This window comes from Pseudomonas sp. AMR01 (assembly GCF_041946035.1).
Lineage (GTDB): Bacteria > Pseudomonadota > Gammaproteobacteria > Pseudomonadales > Pseudomonadaceae > Aquipseudomonas > Aquipseudomonas antarctica_B.
This window is the reverse complement of sequence record NZ_JAUTYR010000007.1, coordinates 146,663-171,666: the sequence shown is the minus strand read 5'-3', so window position 1 is coordinate 171,666 and position 25,004 is coordinate 146,663. Positions and strand designations below refer to the sequence as shown.

The window sequence follows — 25,004 nt, the reverse complement described above, 5'->3', positions numbered from 1 at the left end:
GGAGTAGGCGGCCGATTCTGCACCACTGTTCCACCCTCCTGGGCATGCCCAGAGCAAATCAGTAATTCCCTACAAATAAGCGTCGGAATTTTCTTCAGACCGCCTCAAATCCCACGCAAAAAAAGACCCGCCATCCGTAGGACGCGGGCCTTTTTTCAACTCAACGGGCGCTCAGCACCCGAAGACATTACTTGTTGAGGTTGTAGTCTGCTTCCGCCGCGTCAAAACGCTCGACCATACCGGCAGTCGGTGCGCCCAGCTTGCTCACGCAGTAGATCGCCAGGCTGGCAAAGATAAAGCCCGGGATAATTTCGTACAGGCCCAGCAGCGAGAAGTGCTTCCACACGATCACGGTGATCGCGCCGACCAGGATGCCGGCGAGTGCGCCGTTGCGGGTCATGCCTTTCCACATCACCGAGATCAGCACCACAGGGCCGAACGCTGCGCCGAAACCGGCCCAGGCGTAGCTGACCAGACCGAGTACGCGGTTTTCCGGGTTGGCGGCCATGGCGATAGCGATCAGCGCCACCAGCAACACCATCAAGCGACCGACCCATACCAGTTCAACCTGGGAGGCATTCTTGCGCAGGAAGGTTTTGTAGAAGTCTTCGGTCAACGCGCTGGAGCACACCAGCAGTTGGCAGCTCAGGGTGCTCATCACGGCGGCGAGAATGGCCGACAGCAATACGCCAGCAATCCAGGGGTTGAACAGCAGCTTGGCCAGCTCGATAAACACACGCTCGTGGTTTTCGGTAACCGGGCCGGCCACTTCCGGGTGCGCCGAGAAGTAGGCAATACCGAAGAAGCCCACAGCCACGGTGCCGCCCAGGCACAGGATCATCCAGGTCATGGAGATGCGGCGCGCCTTGGCAATCGACTTCACCGAATCCGCCGCCATGAAGCGCGCGAGGATGTGCGGCTGGCCGAAGTAACCCAGCCCCCAGCCCATCAGCGAGATGATGCCGATGAAAGAGGTGTTTTTCAGCATGTTGAAGTTGTCAGGGTTCTTGGCTTCGATCGCCAGGAAGGTGGTGTCGATGCCACCGGTGGCCAGCAGCACGATGATCGGCGTGAGGATCAGCGCGAAAATCATCAGCGTGGCTTGTACGGTATCTGTCCAGCTAACTGCCAGGAAACCACCGACGAAGGTGTAGGCAATCGTCGCTGCAGCACCGGCCCACAGCGCGGCCTCGTAGGACATGCCGAAGGTGCTTTCAAACAGACGGGCACCGGCGACAATACCGGAAGCGCAATAGATGGTGAAGAACACCAGGATCACCACCGCAGAGATGATCCGCAGCAGGCCGCTTTTATCTTCGAAACGGCTGGAGAAGTAATCCGGCAGCGTCAGGGCGTCGCCGTTGTGCTCGGTCTGCACGCGCAGGCGGCCAGCCACGAACAACCAGTTCAGGTAAGCGCCGACGATAAGGCCGATGGCGATCCAGCTTTCCGACAGGCCCGACATGTAGATTGCGCCGGGCAAGCCCATCAGCAACCAGCCGCTCATGTCCGAAGCACCCGCCGACAAGGCAGTTACCACGCTGCCGAGGCTGCGACCGCCCAGGATGTAATCGGAAAGGTTGTTGGTGGAGCGATAGGCCATGAAGCCGATCAGCACCATTGCTGCGATGTAGATCACAAACGTGATCAGGGTTGGATTACTAACGCTCATAAGAGTGACGCCCTGGCTTTGTTTTTATGTAGCGACGGTCTGTCAGACGGCCATCCACTGCTACGTGGGAAGACGAAACTGCGTGCCGCGCATTTATGACTGGCGTTTCCCCAGGAAAGCCGCCAGCCGATGAACCGAACCGCTAGGGTGGTTGCACCTTTGGCGCGAATGCTATTCAACAAAGCAAATAAGGTGCAACCAGTTTCTCGAGAATAAGTTGCACCCGGAGGCGAATTTGGGAAAACGCCCCGTTTTTGCTCCTTTTCGGAGCAAGCCCGGCGCAATACCGAACTATTTGCACCGTTGTGTCACCGGTTTCGCTGTACTAATCATCCCGTCAAATCACCATCAAAAATTATCATGGATAAAAAGGTTGCACCCGGTTGCACCTCTTCATGCGCAAAGCTAATCTTGCTGCCAGCAGATGCCACTCGGTAGTGGCACCCATGAGGATAAGAAAGATGGCAACGACCACCCTTGGGGTCAAACTTGACGACCCGACCCGCGAGCGCCTCAAGGCGGCCGCGTCCTCCATTGATCGCACGCCGCACTGGCTGATCAAGCAGGCGATTTTCAATTACCTGGAGAAACTGGAGGGTGGTGCAACCCTGACTGAGCTCAATGGCTTGAGCACCAAGGAGGCTGAAGACGCAGGCGAGGTGCAGAACGACCACGCCCACCAGTGCTTCCTGGAGTTTGCCGAGAGCATCCTGCCGCAATCGGTACTGCGCGCCGCGATCACTGCCGCTTATCGTCGCCCGGAGCCGGAAGTGGTGCCGATGCTGATCGAGCAGGCTCGCTTGCCTGCCGCAATGGCCGAAGCGACCAACAAGCTCGCCTCTTCGATCGCCGAAAAACTGCGCAATCAGAAAAGCGCCGGCGGCCGTGCAGGCATCGTCCAGGGCCTGCTGCAGGAATTTTCGCTGTCGTCCCAGGAAGGTGTAGCGCTGATGTGCCTGGCCGAAGCGCTGCTGCGCATCCCGGACAAAGGCACCCGTGACGCGCTGATCCGCGACAAGATCAGTACCGGCAACTGGCACCCGCACTTGGGCAACAGCCCGTCGCTGTTCGTCAATGCCGCCACCTGGGGCCTGCTGCTGACCGGCAAACTGGTCGCTACCCATAACGAAGCCGGCTTGACCTCATCCCTGAGCCGTATCATCGGCAAGAGCGGCGAGCCGATGATCCGTAAGGGCGTCGACATGGCCATGCGCCTGATGGGCGAGCAGTTCGTCACCGGCGAAACCATCGCCGAAGCCCTCGCCAATGCGAGCAAGTTCGAAGCCAAGGGCTTCCGTTATTCCTACGACATGCTCGGGGAAGCCGCACTCACCGAACACGACGCCCAGAAGTACCTGGCCTCGTACGAACAAGCCATTCACTCCATCGGCAAAGCCTCCCACGGCCGTGGGATTTATGAAGGCCCGGGCATTTCCATCAAGCTGTCGGCACTGCACCCGCGTTACAGCCGTGCGCAATACGAGCGCGTAATGGATGAGCTGTACCCGCGCCTGCTGTCTTTGACCCTGCTGGCCAAGCACTACGACATCGGCTTGAACATCGACGCCGAAGAAGCCGACCGCCTGGAGCTGTCGCTCGACCTGCTGGAGCGCCTGTGCTTCGAGCCGCAACTGACCGGCTGGAACGGCATCGGTTTCGTGATTCAGGCTTACCAGAAGCGTTGCCCGTATGTGATCGACTACGTAATCGATCTGGCCCGCCGCAGCCGCCACCGCCTGATGATCCGCCTGGTAAAAGGCGCGTACTGGGACAGCGAAATCAAACGCGCCCAGGTCGAAGGCCTGGAAGGCTACCCGGTGTATACGCGCAAGGTGTACACCGACGTTTCCTACATCGCCTGTGCACGCAAACTGCTGTCGGTACCGGAAGTCATCTACCCGCAGTTCGCCACGCACAACGCCCACACCTTGTCGGCCATCTACCATATCGCCGGTCAGAACTATTACCCCGGCCAGTACGAATTCCAATGCCTGCACGGCATGGGTGAACCGCTGTACGAGCAAGTTGTAGGCAAGGTCTCCGAAGGCAAGCTGAACCGTCCGTGCCGCGTGTACGCCCCAGTCGGCACTCACGAAACATTGCTGGCTTATCTGGTGCGTCGCCTGCTGGAAAACGGCGCGAACACCTCGTTCGTCAACCGGATTGCCGACCAGTCCATCTCGATTCAGGAATTGGTGGCCGACCCAGTGGCCAGCATCGAGCAGATGGCGACGCTGGAAGGCGGCTTTGGCCTGCCGCACCCGCGTATCCCTCTGCCCCGCGACCTGTATGGCAGCGACCGCGCCAACTCGGCGGGCATCGACTTGGCCAACGAACACCGTCTGGCGTCGCTGTCCTGCGCCCTGCTGGCGACCGCGCACAACAACTGGAAAGCCGCGCCGATGCTCGGTTGCGCCTCCAGCAATGAAGCCGCCGCACCGGTGCTCAACCCGTCCGATTTGCGTGACGTGGTGGGCCACGTGCAGGAAGCCACGGTTGAAGACGTCGACAACGCCATCCAGTGCGCTATTAATGCTGGCCCGATCTGGCAGGCCACCCCGCCCGCCGAGCGCGCCGCGATTCTGGAACGCGCCGCCGATTTGATGGAAAGCGAAATCCAGCCGCTGATGGGCTTGCTCGCCCGCGAAGCCGGCAAAACCTTCGCCAACGCCATCGCCGAAGTGCGTGAAGCCGTGGATTTCCTGCGCTACTACGCGGTGCAGGCGCGCAACGATTTCACCAACGACGCCCACCGCCCACTGGGCCCGGTGGTGTGCATCAGCCCGTGGAACTTCCCGCTGGCCATTTTCAGCGGTCAAGTCGCTGCAGCACTGGCCGCCGGTAACCCGGTTCTGGCCAAGCCTGCCGAGCAGACCCCACTGGTCGCCGCTCAAGCCGTGCGCATCCTGCTGGAAGCCGGTATTCCGCAAGGCGTGCTGCAACTGCTGCCCGGCCAGGGCGAAAGCGTCGGCGCGCGTTTAGTCGGCGATGATCGCGTCAAAGGCGTGATGTTTACCGGCTCCACCGAAGTCGCGCGCTTGCTGCAACGCAACGTCGCCGGCCGCCTGGATGCCCAGGGCCGTCCGATACCGCTGATCGCCGAAACCGGCGGCCAGAACGCGATGATCGTCGACTCCTCGGCGCTGACCGAACAAGTGGTCATTGACGTGGTGTCGTCGGCCTTCGACAGCGCCGGTCAGCGTTGCTCGGCATTGCGCGTACTGTGCCTGCAGGAAGATTCGGCAGACCGTGTCATCGAAATGCTCAAGGGCGCCATGGCTGAGTGCCGTTTGGGCAACCCGGAGCGCTTGTCGGTAGACATCGGCCCGGTGATCGACGCCGAAGCCAAGGCTGGCATCGAGAAACACATCCAGGCCATGCGCGACAAAGGTCGCAACGTGTATCAGGTGGCAATTGCCGATGGCGAAGAGATCAAGCGCGGCACCTTCGTGATGCCCACCCTGATCGAACTGGAAAGCTTTGACGAGCTGCAACGCGAGATCTTCGGTCCGGTGCTGCACGTGGTGCGCTACAAGCGTAAAGAGATCGATCAGTTGATCGGCCAGATCAATGCGTCGGGCTACGGCCTGACCCTGGGCGTGCATACCCGTATCGACGAGACCATCGCCAAGGTGATCGACAACGTCAATGCCGGTAACGTCTACGTGAACCGCAACATTGTGGGTGCTGTGGTGGGCGTGCAACCGTTTGGCGGCGAAGGGTTGTCGGGCACAGGCCCGAAGGCCGGTGGCCCGCTGTACCTGTACCGCTTGCTGTCGACACGTCCTACGGATGCAATCGAGCAATCCTTCGTACGTGGCGACAAACTGACGGCACCGGACGTGCGCCTGCGCGACGCCATGAGCCAACCGCTGACCGCCCTGAAAACCTGGGCCGACAGCAATAAGTTCAGCGAACTGAGCGCCGTGTGCAGCCAATTCGCCGCGCAATCCCAAAGCGGTATCACCCGCCAATTGGCTGGCCCGACCGGCGAGCGCAACAGCTATGCCATCCTGCCCCGCGAGCACGTGTTGTGCCTGGCGGACGTGGAAGGCGATTTGCTAACGCAGTTGGCAGCAGTGTTGGCGGTCGGCGGTTCGGCGGTATGGCCGGAAACTGACCTGACCAAAGCCTTGTTCTCACGCTTGCCGAAGGACATTCAGGCGAAGATCAAACGCGTGGCGGACTGGACCAAGGACGACGTGGTGTTTGACGCGGTTCTGCACCACGGCGATTCCGACCAACTGCGTGCGGTGTGCCAGCAAGTGGCGCAGCGTGGGGGTGCGATTGTCGGGGTGCATGGCTTGTCGCAGGGTGAGACAGCGATTGCGCTGGAGCGGTTGGTGATTGAGCGGGCGTTGAGTGTTAATACGGCTGCTGCGGGTGGCAACGCCAGCCTGATGACCATCGGCTAACTCATGTGGGAGCGGGCTTGCTCGCGAATGCGGAGTGTCAGTTACAGATGTGCTGACTGATCCACCGCATTCGCGAGCAAGCCCGCTCCCACATTTGGCCGCATTTCAATTCTTATGCCCGCGTTTTGCCCTTCCATCACGCAAATCAATCTTGCTATCCAGCCTCTATTCGCGCATTTAGACTCAGGCCTATCCCCACTCAGGTAAGCCGCCATGTCCGAGACGCTGCTCAGTTCCCGCAATCTGGCTTTCGAGCTGTACGAAGTCCTCGATGCCGAGGGCCTGACTCAGCGCGAGCGGTTTGCCGAACATAATCGCGAAACCTTCGATGCCGCCATCAGCACCGCGCGCAGCATTGCCGAGAAGTACTTCGCGCCGCACAACCGCAAAAACGACGAAAACGAGCCGCGCTACGAAGATGGCAAGGCCATCCTCATTCCGGAAGTCAAACCTGCCGTCGACGCCTTTCTCGAAGCCGGCTTTCTGAATGCTGCCCGCAGCTTTGAAGCGGGCGGCATGCAATTGCCGACGTTGCTGTCCCAAGCCTGCTTCGCACACTTTCAGTCTGCCAACGCCGCGTCAACGTCGTATCCGTTCCTGACCATGGGCGCCGCCAACCTGATTGAAAGCTTCGGCACCGAGGAGCAGAAACAGCGCTTCCTGCAACCGATGATCGACGGCCGTTTCTTCGGCACCATGGCGCTGACCGAGCCGCATGCGGGCTCGTCTCTGTCGGATATTCGTACACGCGCAGAGCCGGCGGCTGACGGTTCTTATCGCCTCAAGGGCAACAAGATCTTCATTTCCGGCGGCGACCATTCGCTGTCGGAAAACATCGTGCACATGGTGCTGGCCAAACTGCCGGACGCGCCGCCCGGGGTGAAGGGCATCTCGCTGTTTATCGTGCCCAAGTTCCTGGTCAACGACGACGGCAGCCTCGGCGAACGCAACGACGTGCTGTTGGCGGGCCTGTTTCACAAGATGGGCTGGCGTGGCACCACGTCCACGGCGCTGAATTTCGGCGATAACGGTCACTGCGTCGGCTATCTGGTAGGCAAACCGCATCAAGGCCTGAGCTGCATGTTTCAGATGATGAACGAAGCGCGCATCGGCGTCGGCATGGGCGCGGTGATGCTCGGTTACGCCGGCTACCTGTACTCGCTGGAGTACGCCCGCGAACGCCCGCAAGGCCGCCTGCCCGACAGCAAAGACCCGAGCACCGCGCCGGTGTCGATCATTCAGCACGCCGATATCAAGCGCATGCTGCTCACCCAGAAAGCTTATGTCGAAGGTTCATTTGATCTCGGGCTGTACGCCGCGCGCTTGTTCGACGACACCACCACACTGGAAAGTGAAGCAGAGCGCAAGCAAGCCCACGAACTGCTGGACTTGCTCACGCCCATCGTCAAATCCTGGCCCTCGGAGTTTTGCCTCAAGGCCAACGAACTGGCGATCCAGATTCTCGGCGGCCACGGCTACACCCGTGAATACCCGGTGGAACAGTATTACCGCGACAACCGTTTGAACCCGATTCATGAAGGCACCCACGGCATTCAGTCCCTGGATTTGCTGGGGCGCAAGCTCGCGCAAAACGGCGGTGCCGGGCTGAAACAACTGATTCGCCTGATCGCCGAAACCGGCGCACGGGCACAGCTATACCCAAGCCTGAGCGCATTAAGAGAGCCGCTGGAGCAACTGGTGAACCGCGTGCAAAGCGTGACGATCGGCCTGCTGACGGATCTCGCCGACGGCAAGGTCAACAGCAGCCTGGCGAATTCGGCGCTGTACCTGAAAGTATTCGGGCACACGGTGATTGGCTGGCGCTGGCTGGAACAGGCAGTACGCGCCGAAGAGGGCCTGGCCAAGGGGAATGCGGCGGATGTGGCCTTTTATAAAGGCAAGCTGCAGGCCGCCCGGTACTTCCTGACCTGGGAAGTACCGAGCTGCCATCACGAACTGGCGATTCTTGAAGCACGCGATGACACGTGCCTCGGTATGCAGGATGAGTGGTTCTAACCCCTAAGGCGCTCCGATCGCCTTGGAAATTACGTCGACCGTGGCGCTGACTTGCTCTTGGTAACGGTCGAGTTCCTGCTGGTGGTGCTTTTTCATTTCGATCTGCTCGGCGCACAGGTTCAGCGCGGCCAGTACCAATAATTTGTCACCGATCAGGGTCGGGTACTTTTTCTTGGTGGTGGCCAGGGAGGCCTTGAGCATGGTCACCGCGTGCAGCAGGGTTTGATCTTCCCCTTCCGGCGCCTTGATTGAGTAATCCTCACCGAGAATCGAAACGACCTTTATCCCTTCATTCATGCGCTGACAGGCCCTGCGCTCACGCGCTCAACCAATGCTTGAATACGCGCAGCGGTGGCGCCGTGCTTTTCTTCCTGCTCCATCAGGTTCAGTTGCAGGCTGTCGTTTTCATCCCTGGCGCGGGCCAGTTCTGCCTTAAGGGATTCGTTGCTGCTCAACAGGTCGTGATTGTGCTGTACGAGGTCAGTAACAAGCTGTTCAAGCTGGCTGAGGGATGCTTCTAACATTTTGAATTCTCGGGCTTTTTCAAAGGGCGGTGACGATAAAGAATATTCACCTCGGATGCCAGGGTTATCCCTGGCGTACAGCCCGTTTTTTAAGGGCCGGGCCGCACTTTCGAGCCTTAGTGACTGCATTTACCCCATCTGGTTCCTGAATCGGCCAAACCCCTCGTCAGATGCGACAAAAGCGCGCACGGGTTTAAGACTTTAGTCGCATCGCCGATAGAAATTACACACTCTCATTTGAAGCCCGCACGGATCGCGGTCCTTGCAGGATCTCAGCATGTCCCTACGTAATATGAATATCGCTCCGCGGGCGTTCCTCGGCTTTGCTTTTATAGGCGCACTGATGCTGTTTCTCGGTGTGTTTGCCTTGAATCAGATGAGCAAGATTCGCGCGGCCACCGACGACATCACCCTGAGCAGCGTGCCGAGCATTCGCGCCCTGGACGAATTCACTCAGCTGACCCTGCGTCTGCGCGTGCTGTCCTACCGCCTGCTGACCAACCGCGAGCCGGACGTACAGCAAAAAACCCTGCAATCGTTTGAAACACGTAACCAGCAGATTCGTGCGGCCCAAGTGGTGTACGAAAAGCTGATTGAGGGCGATGAAGAACGCGCCGCCTATAACGAATACCTGCCATTGCTCGCCCAGTACCGCCAGATTGAAGAGCGCATGAAGACGCTGTCGAGCGCCAACCAACTGGATGAGCTGCGCACGCTGCTCAATACCGAATTGCTGGCCAACTCCGAAAAGATCAACGCCGTATTGGACCGTTTGTTGGAGATCAACAGCAAAATGGCCCTGGCCACCAATCAGGCGGCCAAGGATCAATACGATTCCGCCTTCAGCCTTGTCGTGGGCCTGCTCATTGTCGCCACGGCGCTGACCATGCTGTTTGCCTGGTTGCTGACCCGCAGCATCACCGTGCCGATTTCCCTGGCACTGGAAGCGGCTGAAGAAGTCGCCGAAGGCAACCTCACGCGCCCGATCAAGGTAGAAGGCAACGACGAAGCTGGCCGCTTGCTGGCCGCCATGGCCAAGATGCAGGACAAGCTGCGCGACACCCTGCAACGCATCGCCGGCTCGGCTACCCAGTTGGCGTCCGCCGCCGAAGAGCTGAACGCTGTCACCGACGAAAGCGCCCGTGGCCTGACCCAGCAAAACAACGAAATCGAACAAGCCGCCACCGCCGTCAACGAGATGACCAGCGCCGTCGAAGAAGTCGCGCGCAATGCGGTGAGCACCTCCGAAGCGTCGCGCAACGCCACCACCTCGGCCGGCGATGGCCGTGACCTGGTGCAGGAAACCGTCAGCGCCATCGAACGCATGAGCGGCGACGTGCAGGCCACGGCCACCTTGATTGGCGAACTGGCCAATGAGTCCCGCGATATCGGCAAGGTGCTGGACGTGATTCGCGGCCTCGCCGACCAGACCAACCTGCTGGCCTTGAACGCGGCGATTGAAGCAGCGCGGGCGGGTGAAGCAGGCCGCGGGTTTGCCGTGGTGGCTGATGAAGTGCGCGCGCTGGCCCATCGCACCCAGCAATCGACCAGCGAGATCGAGCGGATGATCGGCAGTATTCAGGCCGGTACCGAACACGCTGTGGATTCGATGCGCAACAGCACCGAACGCGCGGAATCGACGCTGAATATCGCCAAAGGCGCAGGGATTTCGCTGGAAACCATCAACACCGCGATTGTTGAGATCAATGAACGCAACCTGGTCATCGCCAGCGCGGCGGAAGAGCAGGCGCAGGTAGCGCGCGAAGTGGACCGCAACCTGGTGAATATCCGTGATCTGTCGGTGCAATCGGCCACGGGCGCCAGCCAGACCAGCGCGGCGAGCAGCGAGCTGTCGCGCCTGGCGGTGGACCTGAACGGGATGGTAGGACGCTTCCGCCTCTAACTGACACAACGCGGTAAAAATGTGGGAGCGGGCTTGCTCGCGAAGGCGGCGTATCAGATACACATCCAGTGACTGACACACCGCCTTCGCGAGCAAGCCCGCTCCCACATTGGATCTAAGCCAACCCACAAAAGCTTTTTGACAGCGCAGCAATTCAACAGGTTAGAATCGCTGGCACGCAGACTGCATGGTCAGTTTGTGCCTCGTCTTCCCTGCTTCCGGAGTACTGCCTTTGAATGCGACGACCATCAACAGCCTGTTCTTGATCGGCGCGTTGCTGGTGAGTGCGAGCATTCTGGTGAGTTCCCTTTCGTCCCGGCTGGGCATCCCGATTCTGGTGATCATCCTCGCCGTGGGCATGATCGCTGGCGTCGACGGCGGCGGCATCATCTTTGATAACTACCCGACCGCCTACCTGGTGGGCAACCTCGCCCTGGCCGTAATCCTGCTCGACGGCGGCTTGCGCACGCGGGTGTCGAGTTTCCGCGTGGCGCTCTGGCCCGCGTTATCGCTGGCCACGGTCGGGGTGTTGATCACCACCGGCCTCACCGGCATGGCGGCGGCGTGGCTGTTCAACCTCAATATTATTCAAGGCTTGCTGATTGGCGCGATTGTCGGCTCCACAGACGCCGCGGCGGTGTTCTCGCTGCTCGGCGGCAAGGGCCTGAACGAACGGGTGTCCGCCAGCCTGGAAATCGAATCCGGCAGCAACGACCCGATGGCGGTGTTCCTCACCGTCACCCTGATCGACATGCTCGCCAGCGGCCAAACCGGCTTGCACTGGAGCCTGCTGACTCACCTGCTGCGCGAGTTCGGCATCGGCGGCATCATCGGTCTGGGTGGCGGCTGGCTGATGCTGCAAATGGTCAACCGCATCAACCTCGCCGCCGGCCTCTACTCGATCCTGGTGATCGCCGGCGGCCTGTTCGTGTTCGCCCTGACCAACGCCCTGCACGGCAGCGGCTTCCTCGCCGTGTACTTATGTGGCCTGGTCATCGGCAACCGCCCGGTGCGCAGCCGTCATGGCATTTTGCATATGCTCGATGGCATGGCCTGGCTGGCGCAAATCGGCATGTTCCTGGTGCTGGGCTTGCTGGTCACCCCTCACGACTTATTGCCCATTGCACTGCCAGCATTGGGCCTCGCCCTGTGGATGATTCTGTTCGCGCGGCCGCTTTCAGTGATGGTCGGCCTGCTGCCATTCAAGGCGTTCCACGGTCGCGAAAAAGCCTTTATCGCCTGGGTCGGTCTGCGCGGCGCGGTCCCGATCATTCTGGCGGTGTTCCCGCTGATGGCCGGCCTGCCCCATGCGCAGCTGTACTTCAACCTGGCGTTCTTTATCGTGCTGGTTTCGCTGCTGGTGCAGGGCACGAGCCTGCCGTGGGTGGCCAAACTGCTGAAAGTGACGGTACCGCCGGACCCAGCGCCCATTTCCCGCGCGGCGCTGGAAGTGCACGTCACCAGCGAGTGGGAGCTGTTTGTCTACCGCCTGGGCGCCGAGAAATGGTGCATCGGCGCCGCCCTGCGCGAGCTGAAAATGCCCGAAGGCACGCGGATCGCCGCGCTGTTCCGGGGCCAGCAACTGCTCCATCCGTCGGGTAGTACGGTATTGGAAGTCGGCGATTTGCTCTGCGTGATCGGCCATGAACACAACCTGCCGGCCCTGGGCAAACTGTTCAGCCAGGCACCGCAACGCGGCCTCGATTTACGCTTCTTCGGCGACTTCGTACTCGAAGGCGACGCCCAGCTGGGCGCGGTTTCCGCCCTGTATGGCCTCAAGCTCGAGGGCATCGACCCGGACATGCCATTGAGCCGCTTCATCACCCAGAAGGTCGGCGGCGCACCCGTTGTCGGCGACCAGGTGGAGTGGAACAACACCCTGTGGACCGTTGCGGTCATGGACGGGAACAAGATCGGAAAAGTCGGCGTCAAATTCCCCGAAGGAAGTCGCCCGGGCCCCGGACTCTTCCTCTAAACTGCGGGGCTGTGGCGCCACGCCCCCCACCTTCTTCACCTTGCTCGACCGGTACCCATGACAATTCTGCGCACCTTTTTAGCCACTGCCCTGCTGGGCCTGACTCTCTGCGTCGGCAACGTATACGCCGCCGACCCGCCCAGCGCCGACGCTATCCAGCAAACCCTGGACAAGTTGCCCGACCGCAAGCTACCCGACGCCGACATGAAGGCGCTGCAAGCGATCCTGCAGCAAACCCTGACCTACCTGGGTAACCAGCAGGATTACGAGCAGCGCCTCGTCGACCTCAAGCATCAGCTCGAAGAGGCCCCGCGCCAAACCGCCGAGAACCAGCGCGAACTGGTACGGCTCAAGGCCACCAAAATCGTCCCGGTGGCCCAACGCTACGCCACTCTGCCGGTGCCGCAGCTTGAGCAATTACTGGTGCAACGCAGTACCCAGCAAGGCGACCTGCAAAAGGAACTGGCCGAAGCCAACAGCCTGACCATCGCCGCGCAAACCCGCCCCGAGCGCGCCCAGACCGAAATCAGCAGCAGCCAGACGCGCATCCAGCAGATCAACTCGATCCTCAAGGCCGGCAAAGACAACGGCAAGGCCCTGAGCGCTGACCAGCGCAACCAGTTGAACGCCGAGCTTGCCGCCCTCAACGCGCTGATCCCCCTGCGCCGCCAGGAACTGGCCGGCAACAGCCAACTGCAAGACCTGGGCAACAGCCAGCACGACCTGGTGGTGGAGAAAACCGCGCGCCTGGAACAAGAAATTCAGGACCTGCAAACCCTGATCAACCAGAAACGCCTGGCGCAGTCCCAGCAAACCGTCACTCAGCAGTCCATCGAAGCGCAAAAATCCGGTGGCAGCAGCCTTTTGGCCACAGAAAGCGCGGCCAACCTGAAGCTGTCCGATTACCTGCTCAAAAGCACTGACCGCCTCAATGACCTGACCCAGAAAAACCTGCAGACCAAGCAACAACTGGACACCGTAACCCAGAGCGACTCGGCCCTGGACGAGCAAATCAACGTGCTGCGGGGCAGCCTGCTGCTCTCCAAGATTCTCTATAAACAGAAACAGGCCCTGCCGCGCCTCACCGTGGACCGCGACCTGGCGGACGACATCGCCAACATTCGCCTGTACCAGTTCGAGATCAATCAGCAGCGCGAGTTGATCAGCTCGCCCAGCGCTTATGTGGATAACTTGCTGGCCAACCAGCCGCCGGAAGACGTCACCCCACAGCTGCGCCGCACCCTGCTGGAGCTGGCGATCACCCGCAGCGACCTGCTGGAACGCCTGAGCCGTGAACTGAGCGCGCTGCTCAACGAATCCATCACCCTGCAACTGAACCAGAAACAACTGCTCAGCACCGCGACCACCTTGCGCGCGACGCTGGATGAACAGATGTTCTGGATCCCGAGCAACAAGCCGCTGGACACCGAGTGGCTGGAAACCGTCCCCTCGCATTTGAGCAAGCAAGTCACCACGCTGCCGTGGGCTTCCAGCGTCAGCGAACTGTATGACGGCCTGACCCAGCGCCCGCTGCTGTTCCTGCCATTGCTGTTGTTGATCGGCGCATTGCTATGGCGCCGTAAAGCGCTGTACCAGCGTCTGAACAAGGTCCACCTGGACATCGGTCACTTCAAGCGCGACAGCCAGTGGCACACGCCGCAAGCCATCCTGATCAATATCCTGCTGGCAATGCCGGTGTCCCTCGGCCTGGCGCTGTGCGGCTATGCGCTGCAGATCGACGCCCGTGGGCAAAACGCCAACCTGGGCTCGGCGCTGCTGTTGATTGCCCAAGCGTGGCTGGTGTTCTACACCGCCTACCGGATTCTCGCTCCGGGCGGCGTGGCGGAATTGCATTTCCGCTGGGAACGCCCACAAGTGGCCTTTCTCCAGGGCTGGATACGCAAGCTCGGGCTGGTGGTGCTGGCTCTGGTGGCGGTTGTAGCCATCGCCGAACACCAACCGGCGGCGCTGGCCGACGACGTGCTGGGTATCGGCGTTGTGCTGACTTGCTACGCACTGATGGCCTGGCTGCTCGGCCGCCTGCTGCTGAACAGCCCGACCCACGAAAAAGCCTCGCTGTTCCGAAAGTTTGTGGGGCTGTTGTTTACCGCCCTGCCCGTCGCGCTGTTTATCGCCGTGTGTTTTGGCTACTACTACACCGCGCTCAAGCTCAGCGACCGATTGATCAACACCCTGTACCTGCTGATGTTCTGGCTGGTGATCGAAGCCACCTTCGTACGCGGCCTGGGCGTTGCCGCGCGGCGCCTGGCTTACGCGCGCGCCCTGGCCAAACGCCAGGCTGCCAAGGAAGCCGGTGACGGCGAAGCGGTAATTGAAGAGCCGACCCTGGACATCGAACAGGTCAACGAACAGTCGATGCGCCTGATCCGCCTGGCACTGCTCGGCGGCTTCATCGCGGCGCTGTACTGGGTGTGGAAAGACCTGATCACCGTGTTCTCCTACCTGGACAACGTGACCCTGTACGAATACACCAGCGGCACCGGCGCCAACATCAGCATGGTGCCGATCAGCATCGGCGATTTGCTCGGCGCCTCGATCATCGTCGGCATCACCTTCGCCCTGGCGCGCAACTTGCCCGGCTTGCTGGAAGTGCTGGTGTTGTCCAAGCTGGACCTGGCTCAGGGCAGTGCCTACGCCACCACCACGTTGTTGTCTTACGTGATTGCCGGCGTGGGCTTTGTGTCGACGCTTTCGACCCTCGGCGTGAGCTGGGACAAGCTGCAATGGCTGGTGGCAGCGCTGTCGGTGGGGTTGGGCTTCGGGATGCAGGAGATCTTTGCCAACTTCATCTCCGGCATCATGATCCTGTTCGAACGCCCGGTGCGCATCGGCGACACCATCACCATCGGCAACTTGTCGGGCACCGTGAGCAAGATTCGTATCCGCGCCACGACGATCACCGACTTTGACCGCAAGGACATCATTGTTCCGAACAAGACGTTCATTACCGGGCAACTGATCAACTGGTCGCTGACCGACACCATCACCCGCGTCACGCTCAAACTCGGCGTGGACTACGGCTCTGACCTGGACCTGGTGAAGGAACTGTTACTCAAGGCCGCGCGAGAAAACCCACGGGTGCTGAAAGACCCGGAACCCCACGTGTACTTCCTCAACTTCGGCGAAAGCACCCTCGACCACGAACTGCGCATGCATGTGCGCGACCTGGGTGACCGCAACCCGGTGCTGGATGAGGTCAACCGCTATATCAATAGTGAGTTCAAGAAACAGCACATCAACATCTCCTTCCGGCAGATGGAGGTGTACCTCAAGAACATGAATGGGCAGGAATACAAATTGGTGCCTGCCGAGGATGACCGCAAGACCATCATCGGGCCTGCTCCGCAACCTGACGCGCCTGAGCCGCCAGCCGGCAAAGTCGAGGACGCGCCGGAACCGCCGCCGAGCAAACTCGACTAACGCGCCTATCCCCAGCAGAATGCTCGGACATTCTGCTGGAGATGGCCGGTGAAAGCCCTCGACGAACTGACCTTCGACAACCGCTTCGCACGCCTGGGCGACGCGTTCTCAACCCACGTACTGCCAGAACCCCTCGACGAACCGCGCCTGGTGGTGGCGAGCAACGCCGCCATGGCCCTGCTCGACCTCGACCCCGCCGTGGCCGAAACGCCAGTGTTCGCCGAACTGTTCAGCGGGCACACGCTGTGGGCCGAGGCGGAGCCGCGGGCGATGGTCTATTCCGGGCATCAGTTCGGCGGCTACACACCGCAATTGGGGGATGGCCGAGGGTTGTTGCTCGGCGAGGTGTACAACGCGGCGGGCGAGCATTGGGACCTGCACCTCAAGGGTGCCGGGATGACGCCGTACTCACGCATGGGCGACGGCCGCGCGGTGCTGCGTTCATCGATTCGTGAGTTTCTCGCCTCCGAAGCCCTGCACGCGCTGGGCATCCCCAGCAGCCGCGCCTTGTGCGTGATCGGCTCCAGCACGCCGGTGTGGCGCGAAAAACAGGAACGCGGCGCGATGGTCCTGCGCCTGGCGCCCAGCCATATCCGCTTCGGGCATTTCGAGTATTTCTACTACACCAAAAAGCCCGAGCAGCAGGCCGAGCTGGCCGAACACGTGTTGAACCTGCACTACCCCGAATGTCGCGAACAGCCCGAACCCTACCTGGCGATGTTCCGCGAAATTGTCGAGCGCAATGCCGAAATGATCGCCAAATGGCAGGCTTACGGCTTCTGCCATGGCGTGATGAACACCGACAACATGTCGATCCTCGGCATGACCTTCGACTTCGGGCCGTTTGCGTTCCTCGATGATTTTGACGCGCACTTCATCTGCAACCATTCCGATCATGAAGGGCGTTACTCGTTTAGCAATCAAGTGCCGATCGGCCAGTGGAACCTCAGCGCGCTGGCGCAGGCGCTGACGCCGTTTATCAGCGTGGATGCGCTGAAAGAGGCGCTGGGCCTGTATCTGCCGCTGTATCAGGCGCATTACCTGGACCTGATGCGTCGGCGCCTGGGGCTGACCACCGCTGAAGACGATGACCAGAAACTGGTCGAGCAGTTATTGAAGCTGATGCAGAACAGTGGCGTGGATTACACGCTGTTCTTCCGGCGCCTGGGTGATGAGTCGGCGGCACTGGCCGTGGCGCGCTTGCGTGATGACTTCGTCGACCTTGCCGGGTTTGATGCCTGGGCTGAACTGTACAAGGCCCGTGTTGCGCGAGATGGCGACTACAGCGAAGAACAACGCCGCACGCGGATGCACGCGGTGAACCCGCTGTACATCCTGCGTAACTATCTGGCGCAAAACGCCATCGCTGCTGCCGAGTCAGGCGATTACAGCGAAGTACGGCGGCTGCATGAGGTGCTGAGCAAGCCGTTTGAAGAACAGCCGGGTATGGAGCAATACGCCCAGCGGCCACCGGATTGGGGCAAGCATTTAGAGATCAGCTGTTCGTCGTAAACCTCAAATAAAGGTTTCAACCGACACCCCAAACCGCTCCGCCAGCCACCGAATTTGCCGCAGGTTGAGCTGGCGCTTACCACTCAAAATTTCCGAAACAACCGACTGTGTGCCTACACCTGGCAGATCACTCTGGTTCAAGCCGTGCTCGCGCATCATTGCGCGCAGCACGTCGGCACCACTGGCAACGGGCATCGGGCGGTGCTCATGATCGTAGGCTTCAATCCAATCACTGAGAATATCCACCAGACTCATCAGCGGGTTTGACTCGTCCTCCCCGATCAGATCCAGCAGTTCGTCGAGAGCAGTTACCAGCACGTCGTAATCCGCCTCGTTTTTAGGCTTGCGCAGCAAAGGTGAAACAAATTGCCAATGTTCAGCAGCGAGCCGAATGAGTGCGCTCATCTGATTTTCTCCTTCCAGTTGTCCCGTTCATAGCCGCGGTGATCTAACAGATACTTGATGTAAATTCGTTGCTGTTGGTACCGCACGAAAGCTATTAGCCTCAGCTTGTTTCCCCCAATGTCGAATACATGGAGCTGCCCGACTTTATCCGTTGCGGGAAAAATGCATTTCATAGAAGCGAAGTCAGCCGGACTGTTGCGCTTTATCCGTCGGTACCATTCATCTAAAGCACTTGCTGAACGCGGCCACTTTTCCTTTGCTTCCCAAATCCTTTTCTCGCTGATCACTCGCATGCAACATCCTTATCGCATCTTGCTATGAAGGTTAAACCCGAATTCTGAATATCGCAATTTGCTATACCCATGAACAGACCAATGGCTCAAAACGGAACAGCCTCAGACAGCCTAGATACGCGACCCTGGATCAGCACGGGCGAAACTGTGAGTGGATAAGTCGCCTTGATAAACCCTGAGTCCGGCTCCAGATAGAGTCCATTGGCCACATCATAGGATCCCACCATGCCCGAACCTTTTGTAATCCCCTGCCCGCATTGCAACGGCCTAAACCGCATCCCCGGCGAGCGCCTGGGTGATGCGCCGAAATGCGGGCGCTGCAAACAACCCGTTTTGCTGAACAAGCCTTTTGAGTTGAAACAGGGCGACTACGCCAGCCAGATCAAAGGCGATTTGCCGTTGCTGGTGGATGTGTGGGCGGGCTGGTGCGGGCCGTGCAAGTCGTTTGCGCCGGTGTTTGAGCAGGCGGCTGGGCAGTTGGAGGGCAAGTGCCGGTTGGCCAAGCTGGACAGTGAGGCGAATCAGCAGTTGTCGGCGCAGTTGGGGATTCGCTCGATTCCCAGTTTGATTCTGTTCAAGAACGGGCGTGAGGTGGCGCGCCAGAGTGGGGCGTTTCCGTTGCCGCAGTTGATGAGCTGGTTGCGAAGCCAGGGCGTTTAACACACATTTCAAGATCACTGTTGACCCGTGTGGGAGCGGGCTTGCTCGCGAAAGCGGCGGGTCAGCCAATACATGTGTAGCTGACACACCGCCTTCGCGAGCAAGCCCGCTCCCACATTTGGACCGCGTTTTAACTTGAAGACAGCGGGGCTTCGCGGTCCATCATTTGGCCGACCAGCATTACGCCGAGTTCACTTAGTTGATGGATGGCCAGCGCCACGTCGCGGTGTTCGCCGGTGAGGTCGTTGGACAGGTTGAGTAATAAGGTGCGCACGGACGAGAAGGTCTCGTAGCTGTTGAGTACGAGGGTTTCGGTGGGGAGGTTGGGGCTAACGGTGAATAACATGCTTTTCGTTCTCTGATAGGGCCTCCACCTTTTTCGCTACTAAACGAAGGGTGGCGGCTATACGCAGGTTAGTAGACCGGGAACGAAAGCAATACCGGCGCACCCGAAGGTGCCCTGCGCACAGCCACCATCAGATAGGCGATAAAGCGCCAAGCTTTTGGAACGGTGCACATACTCTCGTCTGATTGGGCTACTAAACCCGATCACTGAACATTCAGCGACCGGAGAACCTTAGAGACGCCCATCCAGACGCACAAGCCGGGCGATTCTGGCTTATCTGTAGGCAACGAGACAAGGCATGGCCCCGCTTGCCAGACCCTTCCTACAGCCTCTGTGGGACAAATCCAAATCCCCCTGGAGAAATGCAAAACAAATGTGGGAGCTGGCTTGCCTGCGATGGCATCACCTCGGTCTGCCAGTTAGACCGAGGTGATGCCATCGCAGGCAAGCCAGCTCCCACAGGGGATTTGTGTGGCTATTGAGCTCAGGCGTTTTCCAGCAAGTTATGCAACTCTACAAACTGCTGTGTCAGCTTATGCCGTGGGTCCAAGTGGATCAGCGGCTTGTTCTCCTGGTGCGACTCGCGCATGCGCACCGAGCTGGCCAGGTACACCGGCAGCACCGGCAACCCTTCTGCAATCAACTCATCGAGCATCTGCTGCGGCAGTGTTGCCCGGGCCTGGAACTGGTTGACCACAATGCCTTCCACTTCCAGGCCTTCGTTGTGGTCTTCCTTCAACTCTTCGATTTCCGCCAACAGGCCGTACAGCGCCTGGCGCGAGAAGCTGTCGCAATCAAACGGGATCAACACACGATCCGCCGCAATCAGCGCCGAAACCGCGTAAAAATTCAATGCTGGCGGGGTATCCAGGTAAATCCGGTCGTAATCCTCGCTCAACTCATCCAGCAGCTTTCGCAGCTTGTTGATCTTATGTTTGGCCTCAAGCTTGGGCTGCAGGTCGGCAAGCTCCGCAGTCGCGGTGATCACGTGCAGGTTGTCGAACGGTGTTTCGTAGATATCCACCCGGTTTTTCTTCGAAAAACGCTCGGAAGACAGGGTTTGCTTGAAAAATTCGGCGATACCCATCGGGATATCGTTGCCCGTCAGCCCGGTGAGGTACTGGGTTGAGTTGGCTTGTGCATCGAGGTCCACCAACAGGGTTCGATAGCCTTCACTGGCGCTGACCGCCGCCAGGTTGCAGGCGATGCTGGACTTGCCAACGCCGCCTTTCTGATTGAACACCACACGCCGCATGGGGAAAAACCTCCGTGTATCAAAGATGCTCCGAGTGTAGAGGGCAAAAGCGCCTGTTAGCTACCTCGTTCATTGATGCATTGGCGCATCACGGGGCATCTGCGCGCTGACTGCCTTCCATTCCCGACACATCAACAGAACAGTCCGACAACCCAATCGGCCCCCTTGGTAAAGAACAATCTGCAAATGCTCCCAACAAAATTGTAATCAGCCGTGAACAATTCTTTACCAAAGTTTGCTAGAACCCCGCAGCACCGGGATAATGCGCGCCATTCGGCTATTGCTCCCTGTCCCGGTATTCGGGGCCATTGGCCGCACATGGAAGCCCGCAGGGGCGGGATAACTTCTCAGTGATCACTTTTAACATCGCCCAATGGCGCGCCTGGGCCCCTGGCCTGGAGAGTGTGCACGACTGGCACGCCTGGGGCCGGGACCCCGTGTTGCTGCCTGTCAGCGATGCCGCCCCTGACGTGTCATTCCTGCCCGCCATGCAGCGCCGCCGCTTGAGCCGTTTGGCGCGCATGGCGTTCAGTGTGGGCTGGCCGTTGGCCGAAGGCCTGCAAGACCTGCCGCTGGTGTTTATTTCCCGTCACGGCGAAACCCCGCGCACCCTCGACATCCTCAGCGACCTGGCTAACGACGAACCGTTGTCGCCGACCCAGTTCAGCCTGTCAGTGCACAACGCGGTGATTGGCCTGTGGTCGATCCTGCGTAATGAAACCAGCGAAATGACCGCCCTCGCCGCCGCCGGTGATGGCCTGGAACACGGCATGCTCGAAGCCGCTGCGCTGCTCAACGAAGGCGCCCCGGCGGTATTGCTGGTGATCACCGAAGAACAGCCGCCCGATGCTTACGCCGGCTGGATCCAGGATGTGCCGTTCCCCTACGCCCTCGGGCTGCTGCTGACACCCGGCGACGAGTGGCAGCTGGAACTAAAAGGCGGCGCTGTCCAACTCAGTCAAACCCAGTGGCCCCATGCCCTGAACCTGCTGCGCACCCTGCTTACCGAGCAGACCACCTGCCAACATGCCTGGAAGAACCGTGTATGGAACTGGCAACGCAAGCCCTGACCGACAAACCACGGGACGCCTATTACTGGCGCCTGTTCGCTACCGCCGCGAGCTTCTTTATGTTCGGCGTGGGCGGGCTGTGCCTGCGGTTGCTGGTGTTCCCGTTGCTCAGCCTTCTGCCGGGCAGCGCAGAAAAGCACCGCCGACGCGCGCGCCACACCATCAGCCGGTTGTTCTGGCTGTTTATTCGCATGATGCAGCGCGGCGGCGTGCTGACCTACAGCGTTGAGGGCGCCGAAAAGCTCGGCCGGCCGGGCCAGATGATCATCGCCAACCACCCGTCGCTGATCGATGTGGTGTTCCTGATCGGCCTGATGCGCCAGACCAATTGCGTGGTCAAGCAGAGCCTGTTCCAAAACCCGTTCACCCGTGGCCCGGTGCGCGACGCGGGCTACATCAGCAATGACGGCAGCTCAGACATGCTCGATGCCGCCGCCAGTGCCCTGCGCGAAGGCCAAACCCTGATCATCTTCCCCGAGGGCACCCGCACCACACCCGGCGCCGCGCCCGCCTTTCATCGCGGGGGCGCCGCCATTGCGCTGCGCGGTGCGACAATCATCACCCCGGTGGTGATCAAGGTCAGCCCCACCACCCTGACCAAGGCCGAACCCTGGTATCGCATCCCCAAACGCCGATTTCATTTCAGTTTGCGCGTGGGTGCCGATATAGAACCACAGGCGTTCGCCTCGCTCGGGCCCGCGCCCCAGGCTTCACGCAAGCTCAACGACTACCTGCACCACTATTTCATTAAGGAGCTCGCCGAAGATGAGCGACAGACACAGCCTTGAGCACGACATAAAGGCGCTGATCATCGAGGCCCTGGGCCTTGAAGACATCAGCCCCGACGACATCGGCAGCGAACTAAACCTGTTCGGCGAAGGCCTGGGCCTGGATTCGGTCGACGCCCTGGAATTGGGCCTGGCGATTCAGAAAAAGTACGGCATCAAGATCGATGCCGACGCCAAGGACACCCGCAATCACTTCACCAACGTGGCCAGCCTTGCGGCGTTCGTCACGGCCAGACAGGCAGCTTGAGACCGTACCATGCAAACTCGTGACGATATTTTCAACACCCTGCGCGAAGCCTTGGTGGAACTGTTTGAACTGGAACCTGCACGCGTCACGCTGGATGCCAACCTGTATCAGGACCTGGAAATCGACAGCATCGATGCGGTGGATTTGATCGACCATATCAAGCGCCAGACCGGCAAGAAGATCGCCGCCGAAGAGTTCAAGGCCGTGCGCACCGTGAATGACGTGGTTGAGGCGGTTTACCGTCTGGTCCAACCGGCCGCATGAGCCGTTTGATCGGCCTTGGCCTGTTGCTGGCGGGGCTGCTGTACCCCTTTGCGGTGTATTACGGCACCGAACATTTTGCGCCATGGCAATTCGGTTTGCTGCTCGGCAGCTTGTGGCTGTTGCGCGCACTTACCGGCGCGCGGCGCCCCGGCAGTCGCTGGATGGCGGTGGCGGTTATTCTGTTTTGCCTGTTGCTGGCCTGGTTCGACAACCCGCAACTGCTGCGCTGGTACCCGAGCCTGGTCAATGCGTTCATGCTGGCGCTGTTCGGCTTGAGCCTGAAATACGGCCCGCCGATGGTCGAACGCCTGGCGCGCATGACCCAGCCCGATCTGCCGCCGAAGGGCATTGTGTATACGCGCCAGGTCACCGTGGTGTGGAGCGTGTTTTTTCTGTGTAATGGCCTGCTCGCCGCCGCCCTCACGTTGTGGGCGCCGCTGAGCTGGTGGACGTTGTACAACGGCCTGATCGCCTACGGGCTGATGGGGCTGTTGTTTGCCGTGGAATGGCTGGTACGACAAAGGGTTCGAGGCCGCGTATGGAAGGGTTGAAACTTGAGCACCTGCTGCTTGAGCCGCTGCAACTGCGTTCGGTGACCACCGAGCCTGCGATGAACCATGCCCAGTTGTGGGAGCAGTCACTGAGCCTTGCGGGCGGACTGCACGCGCGCGGCATTCAGCGTTTGGCGGTACACCTGGAAGACGCCGGGCTGCTGGCGATTGCCCTGCTGGGTGCCTGGCGTGCCGGGGCCAGCGTACTGCTGCCCGCCGACCTGCAACCGCAAACCCGCCAGCGCTGGCACGACTCGGTTGACGCCTGGCTGGTCGAAGCGGCTGACCTCGACGCGCTGTATCAAGCGCCCTTGGCGCCCGCCGCGCTGGACCTGGACACCTGCCAACTGAGCCTGTGCACCTCCGGCTCCAGCGGCGAGCCCAAGCGCATCCACAAGTCCCTGCGCCAACTGGCCAATGAAGTCGAGGCTCTGGAAACGCTGTGGGGCGCAGACCTCAAGGACGCCTGCATCATCGGCAGCGTCGCCACCCAACACATCTACGGTTTGTTGTTTCGCGTGTTGTGGCCGTTGTGCGCCGGTCGCACCTTTGTGCGTAAGCAACTGGCGTTCCCTGAAGACCTGCAACGCGCCAGCCGCGAACACCCGCAATTTGCCTGGGTCGCCAGCCCGGCGCTGCTCAAGCGCATGGGTGACAACCTCGACTGGCCCGCGCTGAGCCAGGTGTTGCGGGTATTTTCGTCGGGCGGCGCGCTGCCCATCGAGGCCGCGGGCGACCTTTATGACCGCTTGCAGCAATGGCCGACAGAAATCCTCGGCAGCTCGGAAACCGGCGGCATCGCCTGGCGTCAGGGCGCGCAACCCTGGCAGCCGTTTGCCGATGTGCAATTAAGCCAGGACGCCGACGGCGCACTGCGCATTGCATCAACGTATTTGCCTGCCGGGCATATCGAACAGACCGCCGACGCTGCGCGCATCCATGCCGATGGCCGTTTTGAACTGCTCGGGCGCCTGGACCGCATCGTGAAGCTGGAAGAAAAACGCATCTCCCTGCCCATGCTCGAACAGGCGCTGATGACCCACCCGTGGGTCGCCGAAACCCGCCTGGGCGTGGTGCAGGAAAACCGCGCATCGCTTGGCGCGCTGGTGGTGTTGAGCGCTGATGGCCTGCATGCTCTGCGCAACGAAGGCCGGCGCGCCGTCACCCGAACTCTGCGTGAGCACCTGAGCGAACATTGCGAAGCCCTGGCCCTGCCCCGCCGCTGGCGGTTCTTGCGCCAGCTGCCTCTGACCAGCCAAGGCAAATTGCCCCAAGCCGACGTCGAAGCCTTGCTGTTGGCGCCTCGACCGAAAGCGCCGCACGTGCTGGAACAGGTTGAAGCCGACGGCGAATGGACCCTGCAACTGAGCGTGCCGCCGGACCTCGCTTATTTCAGCGGCCACTTCCCGGTCACACCGGTACTGCCGGGCGTGGTGCAAGTGGAATGGGCGTTCAACCTGGGCCAGCAACTGCTCGACCTGCCGCCCACCTTTGCCGGGATGGAAGTGCTCAAATTCCAGCAACTGTTGCGCCCCGGCGACACCGTCGAACTGCACCTGCGCTTCGACCCCGAACGCCGCAAGCTGTACTTCGCCTACCGTAACGGCGTAGCGGCCTGCTCCAGCGGCCGCATTCAACTGGAGAAGCCCAGTGAATAGGTTTTTCAG

The 25,004-nt window shown here is 60.4% G+C and carries 20 protein-coding genes and 1 pseudogene; 14 read left to right on the top strand and 7 right to left on the bottom strand.

Annotated features, from left to right (window positions below; genetic code table 11):
* Positions 1 to 187: 187 nt before the first annotated feature.
* Positions 188 to 1,672, bottom strand: a complete 1,485-nt coding sequence (putP, locus tag Q7C20_RS09700; RefSeq protein ID WP_375066951.1) for a sodium/proline symporter PutP — start codon at positions 1,670 to 1,672, stop codon at positions 188 to 190.
* A 461-nt stretch (positions 1,673 to 2,133) separates the two neighbouring features.
* Here putP and putA point away from each other — a divergent pair, with 461 nt between their 5' ends.
* Both putA and Q7C20_RS09690 read left to right on the top strand, forming a co-directional pair.
* On the top strand, positions 2,134 to 6,087 hold the full coding sequence (gene putA, locus Q7C20_RS09695; RefSeq protein WP_375066950.1) for a trifunctional transcriptional regulator/proline dehydrogenase/L-glutamate gamma-semialdehyde dehydrogenase: 3,954 nt from the start codon (positions 2,134 to 2,136) through the stop codon (positions 6,085 to 6,087).
* Positions 6,088 to 6,300: 213 nt separating this feature from the next.
* A complete protein-coding gene (locus Q7C20_RS09690) occupies positions 6,301 to 8,103 on the top strand; it encodes an acyl-CoA dehydrogenase (protein WP_375066949.1) in 1,803 nt (600 codons plus the stop codon).
* Positions 8,104 to 8,106: 3 nt separating this feature from the next.
* Here Q7C20_RS09690 and Q7C20_RS09685 read toward each other — a convergent pair whose 3' ends face one another.
* Together Q7C20_RS09685 and Q7C20_RS09680 are read right to left on the bottom strand one after the other, a co-directional pair.
* On the bottom strand, positions 8,107 to 8,400 hold the full coding sequence (locus tag Q7C20_RS09685) for a cell division protein ZapA (protein ID WP_348058095.1): 294 nt from the start codon (positions 8,398 to 8,400) through the stop codon (positions 8,107 to 8,109).
* Positions 8,397 to 8,627 carry a hypothetical protein gene (locus Q7C20_RS09680; RefSeq protein WP_348058093.1) on the bottom strand — a complete coding sequence of 77 codons (231 nt, stop codon included), beginning with the start codon at positions 8,625 to 8,627 and terminating at the stop codon, positions 8,397 to 8,399. The genes Q7C20_RS09685 and Q7C20_RS09680 overlap by 4 nt, the downstream gene beginning before the upstream one ends.
* A gap of 277 nt (positions 8,628 to 8,904) precedes the next feature.
* Between Q7C20_RS09680 and Q7C20_RS09675 the strand changes: the two are divergent.
* The 5 genes and pseudogenes from Q7C20_RS09675 to selO form a co-directional block, all read left to right on the top strand.
* Positions 8,905 to 9,627 (top strand): annotated as a pseudogene (locus Q7C20_RS09675) (MCP four helix bundle domain-containing protein); the annotation flags it as partial.
* 30 nt (positions 9,628 to 9,657) lie between these two features.
* On the top strand, positions 9,658 to 10,530 hold the full coding sequence (locus Q7C20_RS09670) for a methyl-accepting chemotaxis protein (RefSeq protein WP_375066982.1): 873 nt from the start codon (positions 9,658 to 9,660) through the stop codon (positions 10,528 to 10,530).
* A 232-nt stretch (positions 10,531 to 10,762) separates the two neighbouring features.
* Entirely contained in the window at positions 10,763 to 12,505 is a 1,743-nt protein-coding gene (locus Q7C20_RS09665) for a potassium/proton antiporter (RefSeq protein WP_348058089.1), read from the top strand.
* Positions 12,506 to 12,562: 57 nt separating this feature from the next.
* Complete coding sequence (gene mscK / locus Q7C20_RS09660; protein ID WP_375066948.1) at positions 12,563 to 15,946, top strand: mechanosensitive channel MscK; 3,384 nt, start codon at positions 12,563 to 12,565, stop codon at positions 15,944 to 15,946.
* A gap of 48 nt (positions 15,947 to 15,994) precedes the next feature.
* Positions 15,995 to 17,458, top strand: a complete 1,464-nt coding sequence (gene selO / locus Q7C20_RS09655) for a protein adenylyltransferase SelO (RefSeq protein ID WP_375066947.1) — start codon at positions 15,995 to 15,997, stop codon at positions 17,456 to 17,458.
* Positions 17,459 to 17,461: 3 nt separating this feature from the next.
* On the opposite strand, the gene Q7C20_RS09650 is transcribed toward selO, so the two are convergent.
* Together Q7C20_RS09650 and Q7C20_RS09645 are read right to left on the bottom strand one after the other, a co-directional pair.
* Positions 17,462 to 17,863 (bottom strand): transcriptional regulator, encoded by a 402-nt coding sequence (locus Q7C20_RS09650; RefSeq protein WP_348058083.1) that lies wholly within the window; start codon positions 17,861 to 17,863, stop codon positions 17,462 to 17,464.
* On the bottom strand, positions 17,860 to 18,156 hold the full coding sequence (locus tag Q7C20_RS09645; protein ID WP_375066946.1) for a type II toxin-antitoxin system HigB family toxin: 297 nt from the start codon (positions 18,154 to 18,156) through the stop codon (positions 17,860 to 17,862). The genes Q7C20_RS09650 and Q7C20_RS09645 overlap by 4 nt, the downstream gene beginning before the upstream one ends.
* Before the next feature lie 225 nt (positions 18,157 to 18,381).
* On the opposite strand from Q7C20_RS09645, the gene trxC reads away from it, so the two are divergent.
* Complete coding sequence (gene trxC / locus Q7C20_RS09640; protein WP_375066945.1) at positions 18,382 to 18,816, top strand: thioredoxin TrxC; 435 nt, start codon at positions 18,382 to 18,384, stop codon at positions 18,814 to 18,816.
* A gap of 130 nt (positions 18,817 to 18,946) precedes the next feature.
* Here the strand turns inward: trxC and Q7C20_RS09635 are convergent, their stop codons facing one another.
* Complete coding sequence (locus Q7C20_RS09635) at positions 18,947 to 19,162, bottom strand: DUF6124 family protein (protein ID WP_375066943.1); 216 nt, start codon at positions 19,160 to 19,162, stop codon at positions 18,947 to 18,949.
* A gap of 484 nt (positions 19,163 to 19,646) precedes the next feature.
* On the bottom strand, positions 19,647 to 20,417 hold the full coding sequence (locus tag Q7C20_RS09630; protein WP_375066941.1) for a ParA family protein: 771 nt from the start codon (positions 20,415 to 20,417) through the stop codon (positions 19,647 to 19,649).
* Between the two features lie 350 nt (positions 20,418 to 20,767).
* On the opposite strand from Q7C20_RS09630, the gene Q7C20_RS09625 reads away from it, so the two are divergent.
* Genes Q7C20_RS09625 through Q7C20_RS09600 form a run of 6 tightly spaced genes read left to right on the top strand, consistent with a single transcriptional unit; the run spans position 20,768 to position 24,995 of the window.
* Complete coding sequence (locus Q7C20_RS09625) at positions 20,768 to 21,487, top strand: beta-ketoacyl synthase chain length factor (RefSeq protein WP_375066939.1); 720 nt, start codon at positions 20,768 to 20,770, stop codon at positions 21,485 to 21,487.
* Complete coding sequence (locus Q7C20_RS09620; protein WP_375066938.1) at positions 21,463 to 22,275, top strand: lysophospholipid acyltransferase family protein; 813 nt, start codon at positions 21,463 to 21,465, stop codon at positions 22,273 to 22,275. The genes Q7C20_RS09625 and Q7C20_RS09620 overlap by 25 nt, the downstream gene beginning before the upstream one ends.
* Positions 22,253 to 22,522, top strand: coding sequence for a phosphopantetheine-binding protein (locus tag Q7C20_RS09615; RefSeq protein ID WP_375066936.1), 270 nt, complete (start codon positions 22,253 to 22,255; stop codon positions 22,520 to 22,522). The genes Q7C20_RS09620 and Q7C20_RS09615 overlap by 23 nt, the downstream gene beginning before the upstream one ends.
* A gap of 9 nt (positions 22,523 to 22,531) precedes the next feature.
* Complete coding sequence (locus Q7C20_RS09610) at positions 22,532 to 22,786, top strand: acyl carrier protein (protein ID WP_348062209.1); 255 nt, start codon at positions 22,532 to 22,534, stop codon at positions 22,784 to 22,786.
* The gene (locus Q7C20_RS09605; RefSeq protein ID WP_375066934.1) at positions 22,783 to 23,337 is read left to right on the top strand and encodes a hypothetical protein; all 555 of its coding nucleotides are present in this window, start codon (positions 22,783 to 22,785) and stop codon (positions 23,335 to 23,337) included. Before Q7C20_RS09610 ends, Q7C20_RS09605 begins: the two co-directional genes overlap by 4 nt.
* Entirely contained in the window at positions 23,325 to 24,995 is a 1,671-nt protein-coding gene (locus tag Q7C20_RS09600) for an AMP-binding protein (RefSeq protein ID WP_375066932.1), read from the top strand. The genes Q7C20_RS09605 and Q7C20_RS09600 overlap by 13 nt, the downstream gene beginning before the upstream one ends.
* Positions 24,996 to 25,004: the final 9 nt, after the last annotated feature.